This window comes from Paracidovorax sp. MALMAid1276 (assembly GCF_049198005.1).
Classification (GTDB): domain Bacteria; phylum Pseudomonadota; class Gammaproteobacteria; order Burkholderiales; family Burkholderiaceae_C; genus Acidovorax.
Window position 1 is genome coordinate 44,124 of sequence record NZ_JBMIRS010000201.1, and the last position, 13,476, is coordinate 57,599.

Consider the following 13,476-nt stretch of genomic DNA (forward strand, 5'->3'; position numbering starts at 1 on the left):
ACCGCATGCAGCCATTGCGAGCCATGGGCCGCCAGCGCAGCCTGCGCCTGGCAGCCGCCAGCATTGCCGTGGGCGCCCTCGGGGGGTTCGGGGTGATCGCGGCCTTGACCGCCGCACCGCAGCCCGACCCGCTGGGCGAGAAGACCGGCGGCGACACCACGGTGTATGCCACCGGGCGCAATGCCTTTTCGTTCCCCGCCGCCAACCTGGAAGACGCGGAGCGCACACGCTTCGTCATCGGCAACTCGTTCTTCAAGCGCAACTGGGTGGAGGCACCGGCATCCACCAAGGCGCGCGACGGCCTGGGGCCGCACTTCATCGCGCGCTCGTGCGGCGGCTGCCACGTGCAAGATGGGCGTGGCGAGCCGCCGGCCATCTTCAACCGGCTGGGAGACACCCAGGACCCCACCGTGGCGCTGCTGATCCGCCTGTCCGTCCCCGGCACCGACATGCACGGCGGCCCGAAGCCCGACGCGGTGTATGGCGACCAGTTCAACAACGCGGCCATCCAGGGCGTGAAGCCCGAGGGCCGCGTGACGCTGCGCTACGAAACCATTGCGGGCAAGTTCGCCGACGGCACTCCCTACAGCCTGCTCAAGCCCATCTACGGGTTTACCGACCTGGGCTATGGCCCCCTGCACCCCGAGGTGATGGCGAGCCCGCGCATCGCACCGCAGATCATTGGCGTGGGCCTGCTCGAAGCCATTGCCGAGGCCGACATTCTGGCCAACGCGGCCGACCAGGCCGCCGCGCCCGGCCCCATCAAGGGCGTGCCCAACAAGGTGTGGGACGCGCCGTCGGGCCGCATGATGACGGGCCGCTTCGGCTGGAAGGCCAACGTGGCCACCATCGCGCACCAGACGGGTGGCGCCTTTCAGGGCGACATGGGCATCACCTCGCGCCACTTTGCGCACGAGACCTGCACGCCCGCGCAGAAGGACTGCCTGGCCGCACCCAGCGGCAAAAGCGCCAGCGCCCATGGCCAGTCCGGCGTGGAGATCGACGACAAGACGCTGGCCGACGTGGTCTTCTACCAGGCCACGCTGGCCCCGCCCGCGCGCCGCAATGTGAACGACGCGCAGGTGCTGCGCGGCAAGGCCTTGTTTGCGCAGGCGCAATGCGCCACCTGCCACCGGCCCAGCTATGTCACGCAGGGCGGCCCGTTCCCCGCATTGACCAGCAAGGCCCTGAACGGCCAGCGCATCTGGCCCTACACCGACCTGCTGCTGCACGACATGGGCGAGCGGCTGGCCGACGGCCGGCCCGACTTTGGCGCCAACGGCCGCCAGTGGAAGACGCCGCCGCTCTGGGGCACGGGCCTGATCAAGGACGTGAACGGCCACACCCGGCTGCTGCACGACGGCCGCGCGCGCGGTGTGCTCGAAGCCATTCTGTGGCACGGCGGCGAAGCCGAGGCCGCCAAGGATGAGGTGCTGAAGATGAAGAAGGCGGACCGGGACGCACTGGTGAAATTCGTGGAGTCGCTATGAAGAAGAAAACGCGTTTGCGCCTTCTGGCGGCAAGCCTCTGGCTGACCGCATTGCCCCTGGCTGCGCTGCCCGCCGCTGCACAGGCCCAGGCGCCCACCCCGGCCTGGCAGCGCAATGCGGTGCCGTTTTACGACACCGTGCACGCGCTGCAAGGCCTCTACAGCCACTGGGCCCTGCCCCGCGCCCAAGACTTTGACCGCAGTGCGCGCGCGCTGGCGCCCGCCATCGCCTCGCTGTGCGACGCACAGGGCCACGAGGGCAAGGCCGCGCTGGACGCGGCCCGCAGCGCCTGGCAGACCACCACCCGCGCGTGGGAGCGGCTGTCCGCCGTGTCGGTGGGCCCGGTCATCGCGCGGCGCAGCCAGCGCGCCATCGACTTCACACCCACCCGCCCTGCGCTCATCGACAAAGCCATCGTCGCCCAGCCGCAGGGCGCCAAGGCGTTTGAACGCATCGGCACCCCCGCCAAGGGCCTGCCCGCGCTGGAATGGCTGCTGTACACGCGCCCCGTGCAGCCCGGCAGCCCCGCCTGCCGCTACGCCCACGAGGTGGCGCAGGACGTGGCCCGCGAAGCCGCCGCGCTGGAGAGAGACTTTGCCGACGCGGCCACCACCGACTGGGGCGCCGAGGACGAGCAGGCGGCCTCCACCCAGGCCATCAGCGAATTCGTGAACCAGTGGGTGGGCGGCATCGAACGCCTGCGCTGGGCCCAGATGGAAAAGCCGCTGCGCGCAGCGCAGGGCAGCAAGGCACCCGAGTACCCCCGCAGCGCCAGCGGCGCCACCCTGCCCGCCTGGGCGGCCACCTGGGACGGCCTGCGCAGCATGACCGTGCTACCCACTGGCGCCGACATGCCCGCGCCGGGCCAGGCGCTGGTTCCGCTGGAGATGTACCTGCGCGGCAAGGGCCTCAACCCCCTGGCCGACAAGCTGCGGACGGCGGCCGACAAGGTCGACGCGTCCATGGCCCAGGTGCAAAAGAGCGGCCTCCAGAACAAGGCCGCCATTCAGCAGACCGCCAAGGACCTCGCGGCGCTGAAATACCTGGCCGAGTCGGAAGTGGCGCCCGCGCTGCAGGTGAGCATCGGTTTTTCGGATGCTGACGGTGACTAGAGCCCTGCCTGCATCCAACCCACAGGGCAGTCGGCGCCACGCCCTCCTTACCCTTGCCGGCCTGGGGGCCTGGGCGTTGGTGCCCGGCACGGCCCACGCGAAAGCAGGCGGCCAGCGCGTCCAGCTTGCCGCTGCATGGGAACACCAAGGCCGCTTTTACATCGGGCTGCTGACAGCGAAGGCAGGCGAAGGCCAGCCGCTCGCGGTGCGCGCCCGCATCGACGTGCCCACCCGCGCCCATGGCCTGGCGGTGCTGCCCGACGGCACCGTGCTGGCCGCATCGCGCCGGCCCGGTGACTGGCTGCTGCGCTGGCGCCCGGGCCACAAGGAAGAACCCCAGTGGCTGTGGCAGGACGGCGAACGCAGCTTCAACGGCCATGTGCTGCCCAGCCCCGACGGCCAGCGCCTCTACACCACCGAAACCGACATCGAAACGGGCGCCAGCTGGGTCACCGTGCGCGATGCCCGCACGCTGAAGAAGACCGCCGACTGGCCGACCCACGGCATCGACGCGCACGAGCTGATCTGGGACTGGCGCAGCCCCCGGGGCGGTCACCCCACCCTGGTCGTTGCCAACGGCGGCGTGCCCACCGCCCCCGAAACCGGCCGCGTCAAGCGCCACCTGGAACGCATGGATTCGTCCATCGTCCGCCTGGACGCGGGCACCGGCGCCCTGCTGGGCCAGTGGCGCCTGCCCGACCCGCGCCTGAGCCTGCGCCACCTGGCCTGGAGCCCCGACGAACGCACGCTGGGCATCGCCCTGCAGGCCGAGCACGACGACGCGGCCGCCAAGGACGCGGCCCCCGTGCTTGCACTGTTCGACGGCCAGCAGCTGCACACGCAGGCCACGCGCGGCCCTGCCGCCCGGCGCATCCACGGCTACGGCGGCAGCATCGCCGCCACCCCAGCAGGCTGGGCCGTGAGCTGCCCGCGCGCCGACGGCATCGCCACCTATGCGCCCGAGGGCGCCTGGCAGGGCCTGGTGCCCCTGCCCGAGGTCTGCCCCCTGGCCGTGCACGGCGGAGCGCTGTGGGCGGGTGGGCTTGAGGCCAGCCTGCAGAACACGCAGGTCGGCCCCCCGGTACGGCACCCGCACGGGCCACAGCTGCAAGGGGCGCGGCTCGACAACCACTGGGTGCTGGCGCGGGGCTGACGCATTCCGTCAAAAAAATGAAGCAAAAATAGGCTTCAGCGCTTATTCATCAAGGGCTGACAGCTATCAAATCAGGAGTTTGTGACGCACCACGGCACAGCACCCCGCACCGAGAGCGGAAGGCTAGAGCAACGTGCGGCGCGAGAGTGGCTGGCTGCAGGGTGCGCCCAGTCCCGCATCTTGGCGGCAAGCAGCCAGCCCCCGCATCCACCGGCGCTACCACCTCGTCCCGGCTACTCCACGATGGTGAGCTTGGCCACGCTCAACGCCAGCCACTTGGTGCCATGGCGCGGAAAGTTGACCTGCGCGCGCGCGTCGTCGCCTGTGCCCTCGATCGCCAGCACCTTGCCTTCGCCAAACTTGGTGTGAAACACCGCGATGCCTGCACGCAGGCCGTGCGATGGCGCCGCCTTTTGCGGGGGCACCGGCGGGCTGGCGAACGATTCGGATTTAGCACCAAAACTGCCTCTAGCGCTTGCCCCATAAGCGCCTCCAGCTCCTGAATAAGGAGCAGATCCAAAAGAGCCACCGGGTGCAAACGAGCCAAAGCCCTGCTGCTTGGGCGTGATCCACTTGAGCGCGCCTTCGGGCAGCTCGTCAAAGAAGCGGCTCTTGATGTTGTAGCGCGTCTGGCCGTGCAGCATGCGGGTCTGCGAGTGGCTCAGGTACAGGCGCTTGCGCGCGCGGGTGATGGCCACATACATCAGGCGGCGTTCTTCTTCCAGGCTATCGCGGTCGCTGGAAGAGTTCTCGTGCGGGAACAGGCCCTCTTCCAGCCCGCCGATGAACACGCCGTCAAACTCCAGCCCCTTGCTGGCGTGCACGGTCATGAGCTGCACGGCGTCTTGCCCGGCCTGGGCCTGGTTGTCGCCGGCTTCGAGCGCGGCGTGCGTCAGGAAGGCGGCCAGCGGCGACAGGGTTTCGCCGGTGTCGATGTCCACGATGCCGGGCACCGCGGGCTTGAGAGGTTCGTCCAGCACCGGAGCGTTCGGGTCCAGGCCCTGGCTGACCGCACTTTGCGTGAGCGGCGTGCCGTGCTCGTCCAGCGGCAGGGCCACGGCGTCGCGGCCAAAGCCCTCTTGCGTGACAAAACTCTCGGCGGCGTTGACCAGTTCCTGCAAGTTCTCGATGCGGTCCGCGCCTTCTTTTTCGGTGCGGAAATGCTCCACCAGCCCGGTGGATTCGAGCATCTGCTCGATGATGCCGCGCAGGTTCAGCCCTTGGGTCTGCTCGCGCAGCACGTCCACCATGGCCACAAACGCGCCCAGGTTGGCGCCCGCCTTGCCGGGCACGGCGCTCACGGCGTCGTGCAGCGAGCAGCCTGCGGATCGGGCCGCGTCCTGCAGCACTTCCAGGCTGCGCGCGCCGATGCCGCGCGGCGGAAAGTTGACCACGCGCGTGAAGCTGGTGTCGTCGTGCGGGTTCTCCAACAGGCGCAGATAGGCCAGCGCGTGCTTGATTTCGGCACGCTCGAAAAACCGCAGGCCGCCATACACGCGGTAGGGCACGCTGGCGTTGAACAGCGCCGACTCGATCACCCGGCTTTGCGCATTGCTGCGGTAGAGCACGGCGATTTCCTTGCGCTCGAAACCGTCGCTCTTCACCAGCTGCTTGATCTCGTCGACCATCCACTGCGCCTCGGCCAGGTCGGAGCTGGCCTCGTACACACGCACAGGCTCGCCCGCGCCCTGCGTGGTGCGCAGGTTCTTGCCCAGGCGGCGGCTGTTGTGGCCGATGAGGTGGTTGGCCGAGTCAAGGATGTTGCTGAAGCTGCGGTAGTTCTGCTCCAGCTTGATCTGCTGCTTCACATCGAACTCGCGCACGAAGTCGGTCATGTTGCCCACGCGCGCGCCGCGAAAGGCGTAGATGCTCTGGTCGTCGTCGCCCACGGCAATCACGCTGCCGCGCGCCTCAAAGCGCCCACCCACATCGTTGCCCGCCAGCTGCTTGAGCCACTGGTACTGCAGCTTGTTGGTGTCCTGGAACTCATCGACCAGGATGTGGGCAAAGCGGCGCTGGTAGTGCTCGCGGATCGGGTCGTTGTCGCGCAGCAGCTCGTACGAGCGCAGCATCAGCTCGCCAAAGTCCACCACGCCTTCACGCTGGCATTGTTCCTCGTACAGCTGGTACAGCTCCACTTTCTTGCGGCTGTCGCTATCGTGCGTGGGCACGTCGCCCGGGCGCATTCCCTCTTCCTTGCAGCTGGCGATGAAGTACGACAGCTGCTTGGGCGGAAAACGCTCCTCGTCCACGTTGTACTGCTTGCACAGGCGCTTGATGGCGGAGAGCTGGTCTTGTGTGTCCAGGATCTGGAACGCCTGCGGCAGGCCCGCCGCCTTGTGGTGCGCGCGCAGCAGGCGGTTGCACAGGCCGTGGAAGGTGCCGATCCACATGCCGCGCACGTTCACGGGCAGCATGGCCGACAGCCGCGCCACCATTTCCTTGGCGGCCTTGTTGGTGAAGGTGACGGCCAGGATGCCGCCGGGCGTGGCGTAGCCGTTTTGCAGCAGCCAAGCGATGCGCGTGGTGAGCACGCGGGTCTTGCCCGAGCCCGCACCCGCCAGGATGAGTGCGTGGCCCGCAGGCAGGGTGACGGCGGCGAGCTGCTCGTCGTTGAGGTTGGCAAGGAGGGGCGACGAGGCAGCGGTCGCGCCGGCATGGGGAGGCACCAGGGTATCTGGAGCGCCCGAGAACGGGTCTTGTGGGAACATGGGGGGATTGTAGAAAGTGCCCTGCTCCGGCTGCCCGACCCCCATGAAAAGCACTGCCCTCTTCCTTGCCGCCCTCGCCGGCCTTGCCGCCCTGGCGCTGCCTGCGCACACCACCCATGCGCAAACCCTGTGCAACAGCGATGGCGTGCCCCGGCCCACCGCCGTGTTCGAGCGCTTCATCCATGCCGACTGCGCAGCCTGCTGGTCCGCAGCGAACCCGCCCGCCCCGTCGCCGACGCCCTCCACGGCGGTGCTGGACTGGATCGTTCCCAGCGCAGCCGGAGACGACGCACCGCTGTCGGCAGCGGCCACCACCGATGCCCAGCAGCGCCTGCAAGCGCTGGGCCGAACGCTGCGCTCCGGCACGGACGTGCATATCGCCACCGTGGAGCCCATGGCAGCAAAGGGCGGCGCCCCCGCGCGCCTGCGGGTGGCGCGCGGCCTGGCGTTCAACGACTACCTGGGCACGGCCATCGAGTTTGCGCCGGCGCGCAAGGCCGCGTCCTCCCGCGCGTCAGACGCGTCAGGGGCGTCAGGGGCGGCCTGGACCTATACCCTGGTGCTGGCGGAAGAAGTGCCTGCGGGCACAGAAGGCACGGCCGTCGCGCGCCAGCTCGTTCGCAATGTGTTGCAGGGCCAATGGCGCGCGGACGAACCGCGCACCACGCGCTCGGCCTGGGCGGCGTGGATGGAAACCCGCTCGATGCGCATCCCCGAAGGCGCCAAGGTGGATCGCCTGAACATGGTGGGCTGGGTGCAGGACGCTGAAGGCCGCATCGTCGCCGCAGCCCAATCCGTATGCCGGTAATACCTGCAGCGTTATAGGGCTGGCCCGCCGGGCGGGTAGAATCAGTCACCGGGCCCAAGTTTCTTGACGCCCGGTTTTTTTGTGCCTGTGCAAACAGGGTTCGGCGAAGGCTGCCGCCTTCCCCCGCAAAACCGGTCCCAAGCCAAGCGCCCCACGCTGCTGAAATGGTTTGGCAGCGCCTTTTGTCAAAGGAGCTTGGAATCTCATGGAAATCTTCGACTACGACAACATCCTCTTGCTGCCACGCAAGTGCCGGGTGGAAAGCCGCTCGGAATGCGACGCCAGCGTGGAGCTGGGCGGGCGCACCTTCCGCCTGCCGGTGGTGCCGTCCAACATGAAGACGGTGGTGGACGAAAAGATCTGCACTTGGATGGCGAAGAATGGCTACTTCTACGTGATGCACCGCTTTGACCTGGACAACGTGCAGTTCGTCAAGGACATGCACGCGCAGGGCTGCTACGCATCGATCTCGCTGGGCGTGAAGCAGCCTGACTACGACACGGTGGACCAGTTGGTCGCCCTGGGTCTGACGCCGGAATACATCACCATAGACATTGCCCACGGCCATGCCGACAGCGTGAAGAACATGATCGGCTACCTCAAGGACAAGCTGCCCAAGTCCTTTGTGATCGCGGGCAACGTGGCCACGCCCGAAGCCGTGATCGACCTGGAGAATTGGGGCGCGGATGCGACCAAGGTGGGCGTGGGCCCGGGCAAGGTGTGCATCACCAAGCTCAAGACCGGTTTTGGCACAGGCGGCTGGCAGCTGTCGGCGCTGAAGTGGTGCGCACGCGTGGCCACCAAACCCATCATCGCCGACGGCGGCATCCGCAGCCACGGCGACATCGCCAAGAGCATCCGCTTTGGCGCCAGCATGGTGATGATCGGCTCACTGTTTGCGGGGCACGAGGAATCGCCCGGCCAGACGGTGGACGTGGACGGCCAGCGCTTCAAGGAATACTACGGTTCGGCCAGCGACTTCAACAAGGGCGAATACAAGCACGTCGAAGGCAAGCGCATCCTGGAGCCCATCAAGGGCCCGCTGGCCAACACGCTGATCGAGATGGAGCAGGACGTGCAGAGCTCCATCAGCTATGCCGGTGGCAAGAAGCTCATGGACATCCGCAAGGTGAACTATGTGATCCTGGGCGGCGACAACGCGGGAGAGCACCTGCTGATGTAGCAGCGGCATCCGCCGCCGCGCCCGCGGCTCACATCCGCAGCAGGTTCAGCGCCATGTGATGCAGGTCGTGCCCGGGCGTCGCCAGCGCATCGACGATGCTGAAATGGTGGAGCCCCGGCAGCGCCTCGCTGCGCGGCACGAAGTGGCTGCCCCAGGCGTCCTGCATGAGCTGGTTCTGCCGCAAAAATTCGGGGCTCTCGTCGGCACCCACCACGCAGTAGAGCGTGCCGCCGGGTGGCTCCAGCAGGCGCGCGGGGCTGCACTGAAGCACCTGCTGCTCTGTCAGCTGCAGCACCGACTGGTACATGGGTGTGTACATGATCGGTTCCAGGTCGTGCACGCCGGACATGGACAGCGCGTTGCGCACCAGCCCGTCCGGCAACCCCGGGCCCAGCAGCGGCCACACGCTGGTCAGCAGCATGGCCGCCAGCTGCCCGCCAGCGGAATGGCCGGCCACCGTGATGCGGCGGGGGTCTCCGCCATGCTCGGCAATATGCCGCCAGACCCAGCCCAGCGCCTTTTCCATTTGCCGCACGATGTGCGGAATGGTCACCGGCGCATCGGGAGTGCCGGGGCACAGCGCATAGTTCACCACCACCACGCAGAAGCCTGCCTGGGTGAATGGCGGCGCGATGAACGAGTGGTCCGCCTTGTCGAGCGAACGCCAGTACCCACCGTGGATGAAGACCAGCACCGGCACCCCGCCCTGGGGGGTGTCGCGCCGGGACGGGAAGATGTCGAGCGTCTCGCCCACGCCGTCGCCATACGCCACGTCCAGCACGCAGGGCTGCTCGGACCGCACCTGGGCAGAGTCCTGCACCCACCGCTGGAAGTAGGCCATGTGGTCTGGCACCAGTGCTCGGTTGTTGTACATGCGCTCCAGCCAGGCGGGGTCGTGCAGGGGCAAGGTCATGGGTGATGTCTCCGTGGAATGAATCCGGTCAGCAGCCATCATCTTTGCAATCCCCCGCCGCCGCAAGCGACACGCTGCAAGCTGCATGACAGGGAGATGCACCAAAAAGGCACATGATGTGCCCAGAGACAACACCCGAAGAGTGACGCCATGACCACCACACCACCGCTGCGCATCGCCGTTCTGGGCATTGGGATGATGGGGCGCCCCATGGCGTGCCGCCTGCGCGAGGCAGGCCACGATGTGCGCGCCTGGAACCGCACCCGCTCCAAGGCCGACCCCCTGACCGCCTTCGGCATCACGGTGCATGCCAGCCCCGCCGACGCCGTGCGCGGAGCGGATGTGGTTATCAGCCTGCTGGAGAACGGCCCCGTGGTGGGCCAGGTGCTGTTCGAGCAGGGCACGGCGCAAGCAATGCGCAAGGGGGCGCTTTTTGTGGACATGGCCTCCATCCAGCCCCGCGAGGCGCGCGACCATGCTGCGCGCCTGGGCGAAATGGGCCTGGCTCATCTCGACGCCCCGGTGTCCGGGGGCACCGTGGGGGCGGAAAACGGCACGCTGGCCATTCTGGTGGGCGGCCGGGCACAGGACTATGCGCGCGCGGCGCCCGTGCTGGCCGCCCTGGGCCGTGCCACCCATGTCGGCCCGCACGGCGCAGGCCAGCTCACCAAGCTGGCCAACCAGATGATCGTGGGCATCACCATCGGCGCCGTGGCCGAGGCGCTGCTGTTTGCCGCCAAGGGGGGCGCCGACATGGCCCGGGTGCGCGAAGCCATCACCGGCGGGTTCGCCGACAGCCGCATCCTGCAGTTGCACGGGCAGCGCATGGTGGAGCGCGACTTCGCCCCCCGTGGCCGCATGGCCGTGCAGCTCAAGGACATGCGCAATGCCCTGGCCACCGCGCGCGAGATCGGGTTCGATGCGCCCATCACCGCTCTCTTTGAAACCCTGTACGCCGAAGGCTGCGAGCACGGCCTGGGTGAACTGGACCACAGCGGCCTGTTCGTGGAACTGGCGAGCCGCAACGCGATGCAATAATTTTTGAGCCCGCTTGCAGACAGCCTCAAAATTGGTGCATAATTCGAGGCTCTGCAGCAATGCAGACGAATTCAAAGATTTGGGTTCTTAGCTCAGTTGGTAGAGCAGCGGACTCTTAATCCGTAGGTCGAGTGTTCGAGTCACTCAGGACCCACCAAATCAAAAGCCCCTGGGCACATAAAGCCTGCTACTGCACGTAGCAGGCTTTTTTGTTTTTCCCTCCACCAACACACGCCATGAACTCACAAGCCCATCTGCTCTGGACAGCCCCTCGGTGGGCATTGGCGGTTTTGCTGGCCGTGCTGGGCATGCTGGGACCGTTTTCCATCGACACCTACATTCCCGCGTTCTCGGGCATCGCCGCAGCCCTGGGCGCCACGCCGGTGGAAATGCAGCAGACGCTCTCGGCCTATCTGTTCGGATTCGCGTTCATGAGCCTCTTTCACGGCGCACTGGCCGACAGCTTTGGCCGCCGGCCGGTCATCCTGTGGGGCATCGCAGTTTTCACGCTGGCATCGGTGGGTTGCGCACTGTCTCTAACCATCGGCCAGCTGGTGGCGTTTCGTGCACTCCAGGGCCTGTCGGCCGGAGCGGGCATCGTGGTGTCGCGCGCGGTGATTCGCGACATGTTTGCCCCTGCCGAAGCCCAGAAGGTGATGAGCCAGGTCACCATCTATTTCGGCGTGGCCCCCGCCATCGCCCCCATCATCGGCGGGTGGCTGTTCGTGCACATGGGCTGGCACAGCATCTTCTGGTTTCTGGCGCTCGTGGGTGTGGCGCTATGGACGGCCAACTACCGCCTGCTGCCCGAGACGCTGCACACCGAGCACCGCCAGCCGTTCAACATGCGGCACCTGCTGCGAGGGTATCTGCAGCTGGGCTCCAGCCCCCGCTTTCTGCTGCTGGCACTGGCCAGTGGCGTGCCGTTCAACGGCATGTTTTTGTATGTGCTGTCGGCCCCCGCCTTCCTGGGCGAGCACCTGGCGCTCGCGCCCACACAGTTCTTCTGGTTCTTCGTGCTGACCATCTCCGGCATCATGGGCGGCGCCTGGCTCAGCGGCCGCCTGGCGGGCCGTATTCCCCCCAAGCGCCAGATCCGCCACGGCTTCCTCATCATGTTCGTGGTGGCCGTGCTCAACCTGGCCGCCAACAGCGTCTTCACACCCCAGGCGTACTGGGCGCTGCTTCCCATCGCAGTCTTTGCATTTGGGTGGGCACTCATGGTGCCGGTGGTGACCCTGCTCGTGCTAGACCTGCACCCTGAGCGGCGCGGCATGGCTTCGTCGATGCAGGCGTTTGTGGGCTCGACCGCCAACGGCCTGGTGGCGGGCGTCATCGCGCCGCTGGTGATGCACTCCACCGTGTGGCTGGCCCTGGCCTCGCTGGCGATGATGTGCATCGGCTTGGTCGCGTGGATGGTGCTGCACCGCCGCTGGCCCGACATCGGACGCCGCGTGGCCGCGAACCCCTGAGCGGTCGCCGCCTCCGCGCGCTGGCCCTGGCCATGAAAATGGCCTGCATGCATGCATGCCGGCTCAGGCAGCGGGCGGTGCCTGCCTTCGGTCGTTGCTCTTGCTCTGGTAGTAGCGGTTTTTCTCCGCATACATGGCCTGGTCCGCGCGGTGGATGGCCGCCTCGACACCCTCGCCCGACTGGCAGCTTGCAATCCCCATCGCCAGGCTCAAGGGCTGCCCTGGATAGAACTGGTTGTTCAGTTCCAGCATCGAGATGATGCGCTCCTGCAGAGCATGCGCTCCGCGCTCTTCCGTGCCGGGCAGCAGCACCGTGAATTCATCGCCACCGATGCGCGCCGCACAGGCCGGTGCGTCCACGGCCTTGGCCAGCACCTCGCCCACACGCCGCAGCATCGAATCGCCCGCCGCATGGCCCTGCTCGTCGTTCACCGCCTTGAGGCCGTTCAGGTCGATGGCGATGATGGACAGCGGCCAGGGGCCCTTGCGGGTCAGGCGGTTCAACTCCTCGGCATAGAAAGCCCGGTTGCGCAGCTGCGTCAGCACATCGTGCTTGCCCAAATACTCAAGGTAGGCTTCGGCCTTCTTGCGGGCGGTGATGTCCACCAGCGACAGCAGCACCAGGCCCCAGTCCTGCATGTGGCTTTCGAGCACGGCGAACTGCATGTGGATGTGCACTGCATCGCCGGACAGCGAGTAATTGACCACCTCGCGCTGCTGGAATGTCTTGCCGTCCCAGAGGTCCTGCAACTGCTCGGCAAACGATTCGTGCATTTCGCCCCTGAACACGCGGCCGATGTTGTTGAGCAGCATGTCCTTGGTGCCCGCGCCGAACATGCGCAGCGTCTGCTGGTTCACATCGATGACGCGGATCTCCTGCATGCAGCGGCCGACGAAATCGGGATGCACCTTGAGAAAGGTCTTGAAGTCGCCAATGCCCTGGGCCCGCACGCCATCGAGCAGTCGCTTCACCGCGCTGAAATCCTCCACCCACAACGACACCGGCGAGTGCTCGAACAAGTCGCGCGCATACTGCTCGCTGCGCCCGAGCCGACGCACGGCCTCCAGCTGCTGCGTGTTGTCCTCCAGCGAAACGAGCACGCGGCTCCAGTCCGCCTCGTGGCCGGGCAGGATGCGGGCGCGCACGAGCACGTCGAGGCGCCGTCCATCGAGTGCATAGTTCACCGTCTGGTTGGCAAATTCCAATTGCCCATCCCAGAGCTGCGCCAGCTCATGGGCCGCCGTGTCGTGACGGTCGTCCCTGAACACCTTGTCGAGATTGGCCTCCAGGTGTTCCAGGCTGTCGGCTGCAAACAGGTCGAGCGTGCGGCGGTTGACCTGCAGCACGCGCAGCGACGCGCTGCACTGGCGCAGCCGTTCGGGATCTTCCGCAAGGTGGGCGCGGATGTCGCTGACACCCTGCGCACGCCAGTTGTCAAAAAGCTGCTTGAGCTGGCTGAAATCCTCCAGCCACAGCGACACGGGCGCCAGCTCGAACATGTGCTCGTAATCGGCCCCCGAGGAAAGAGAAGACACCACAACAAATTCCTCCGTAGACCATTATTGACGACGCCGTCGAGCCCGCTCTTCGCCCGC

General features: G+C 67.1%; 10 protein-coding genes and 1 tRNA gene. 8 read left to right on the forward strand and 3 right to left on the reverse strand.

Translation table 11 applies throughout. The features are described from left to right. Positions 1 to 5: 5 nt before the first annotated feature. Genes ACOQFS_RS15865 through ACOQFS_RS15875 form a run of 3 tightly spaced genes read left to right on the forward strand, consistent with a single transcriptional unit; the run spans position 6 to position 3,755 of the window. Complete coding sequence (locus ACOQFS_RS15865; protein WP_421563793.1) at positions 6 to 1,490, forward strand: di-heme oxidoredictase family protein; 1,485 nt, start codon at positions 6 to 8, stop codon at positions 1,488 to 1,490. Further along, entirely contained in the window at positions 1,487 to 2,602 is a 1,116-nt protein-coding gene (locus tag ACOQFS_RS15870; protein WP_421563794.1) for an imelysin family protein, read from the forward strand. Before ACOQFS_RS15865 ends, ACOQFS_RS15870 begins: the two co-directional genes overlap by 4 nt. Then, positions 2,586 to 3,755 (forward strand): DUF1513 domain-containing protein, encoded by a 1,170-nt coding sequence (locus ACOQFS_RS15875; protein ID WP_421563795.1) that lies wholly within the window; start codon positions 2,586 to 2,588, stop codon positions 3,753 to 3,755. Before ACOQFS_RS15870 ends, ACOQFS_RS15875 begins: the two co-directional genes overlap by 17 nt. A gap of 233 nt (positions 3,756 to 3,988) precedes the next feature. Here the strand turns inward: ACOQFS_RS15875 and ACOQFS_RS15880 are convergent, their stop codons facing one another. Continuing rightward, positions 3,989 to 6,466, reverse strand: coding sequence for a UvrD-helicase domain-containing protein (locus tag ACOQFS_RS15880; RefSeq protein WP_421563796.1), 2,478 nt, complete (start codon positions 6,464 to 6,466; stop codon positions 3,989 to 3,991). 43 nt (positions 6,467 to 6,509) lie between these two features. Here ACOQFS_RS15880 and ACOQFS_RS15885 point away from each other — a divergent pair, with 43 nt between their 5' ends. Together ACOQFS_RS15885 and ACOQFS_RS15890 are read left to right on the forward strand one after the other, a co-directional pair. Beyond that, positions 6,510 to 7,274, forward strand: a complete 765-nt coding sequence (locus ACOQFS_RS15885; protein ID WP_421563797.1) for a hypothetical protein — start codon at positions 6,510 to 6,512, stop codon at positions 7,272 to 7,274. A 205-nt stretch (positions 7,275 to 7,479) separates the two neighbouring features. Then, positions 7,480 to 8,457, forward strand: a complete 978-nt coding sequence (locus tag ACOQFS_RS15890; RefSeq protein ID WP_421563798.1) for a GMP reductase — start codon at positions 7,480 to 7,482, stop codon at positions 8,455 to 8,457. 28 nt (positions 8,458 to 8,485) lie between these two features. Here the strand turns inward: ACOQFS_RS15890 and ACOQFS_RS15895 are convergent, their stop codons facing one another. Beyond that, entirely contained in the window at positions 8,486 to 9,370 is an 885-nt protein-coding gene (locus ACOQFS_RS15895; protein ID WP_421563799.1) for an alpha/beta hydrolase, read from the reverse strand. 150 nt (positions 9,371 to 9,520) lie between these two features. Here ACOQFS_RS15895 and ACOQFS_RS15900 point away from each other — a divergent pair, with 150 nt between their 5' ends. From ACOQFS_RS15900 to ACOQFS_RS15910, 3 genes are all read left to right on the forward strand, one after another. Then, on the forward strand, positions 9,521 to 10,408 hold the full coding sequence (locus ACOQFS_RS15900; RefSeq protein WP_421563800.1) for an NAD(P)-dependent oxidoreductase: 888 nt from the start codon (positions 9,521 to 9,523) through the stop codon (positions 10,406 to 10,408). An 81-nt stretch (positions 10,409 to 10,489) separates the two neighbouring features. Next, a tRNA-Lys gene (locus ACOQFS_RS15905) sits at positions 10,490 to 10,565 on the forward strand. 79 nt (positions 10,566 to 10,644) lie between these two features. Continuing rightward, the gene (locus ACOQFS_RS15910; protein ID WP_421563801.1) at positions 10,645 to 11,880 is read left to right on the forward strand and encodes a multidrug effflux MFS transporter; all 1,236 of its coding nucleotides are present in this window, start codon (positions 10,645 to 10,647) and stop codon (positions 11,878 to 11,880) included. Positions 11,881 to 11,943: 63 nt separating this feature from the next. Here the strand turns inward: ACOQFS_RS15910 and ACOQFS_RS15915 are convergent, their stop codons facing one another. Further along, positions 11,944 to 13,380 carry a sensor domain-containing diguanylate cyclase gene (locus ACOQFS_RS15915; protein ID WP_421563853.1) on the reverse strand — a complete coding sequence of 479 codons (1,437 nt, stop codon included), beginning with the start codon at positions 13,378 to 13,380 and terminating at the stop codon, positions 11,944 to 11,946. Positions 13,381 to 13,476 lie beyond the last annotated feature (96 nt).

What these genes read in the sequence shown, in the direction of transcription:
- ACOQFS_RS15875 (WP_421563795.1), top strand. Translation starts at nt 2,586, where the DNA reads ATGCTGACGGTGACTAGAGCCCTGCCTGCATCCAACCCACAGGGCAGT.
- ACOQFS_RS15865 (WP_421563793.1), top strand. Translation starts at nt 6, where the DNA reads ATGCAGCCATTGCGAGCCATGGGCCGCCAGCGCAGCCTGCGCCTGGCA.
- ACOQFS_RS15895 (WP_421563799.1), bottom strand. Translation starts at nt 9,370, where the DNA reads ATGACCTTGCCCCTGCACGACCCCGCCTGGCTGGAGCGCATGTACAAC.
- ACOQFS_RS15880 (WP_421563796.1), bottom strand. Translation starts at nt 6,466, where the DNA reads ATGTTCCCACAAGACCCGTTCTCGGGCGCTCCAGATACCCTGGTGCCT.
- ACOQFS_RS15885 (WP_421563797.1), top strand. Translation starts at nt 6,510, where the DNA reads ATGAAAAGCACTGCCCTCTTCCTTGCCGCCCTCGCCGGCCTTGCCGCC.
- ACOQFS_RS15870 (WP_421563794.1), top strand. Translation starts at nt 1,487, where the DNA reads ATGAAGAAGAAAACGCGTTTGCGCCTTCTGGCGGCAAGCCTCTGGCTG.
- ACOQFS_RS15900 (WP_421563800.1), top strand. Translation starts at nt 9,521, where the DNA reads ATGACCACCACACCACCGCTGCGCATCGCCGTTCTGGGCATTGGGATG.
- ACOQFS_RS15890 (WP_421563798.1), top strand. Translation starts at nt 7,480, where the DNA reads ATGGAAATCTTCGACTACGACAACATCCTCTTGCTGCCACGCAAGTGC.
- ACOQFS_RS15915 (WP_421563853.1), bottom strand. Translation starts at nt 13,380, where the DNA reads ATGTTCGAGCTGGCGCCCGTGTCGCTGTGGCTGGAGGATTTCAGCCAG.
- ACOQFS_RS15910 (WP_421563801.1), top strand. Translation starts at nt 10,645, where the DNA reads ATGAACTCACAAGCCCATCTGCTCTGGACAGCCCCTCGGTGGGCATTG.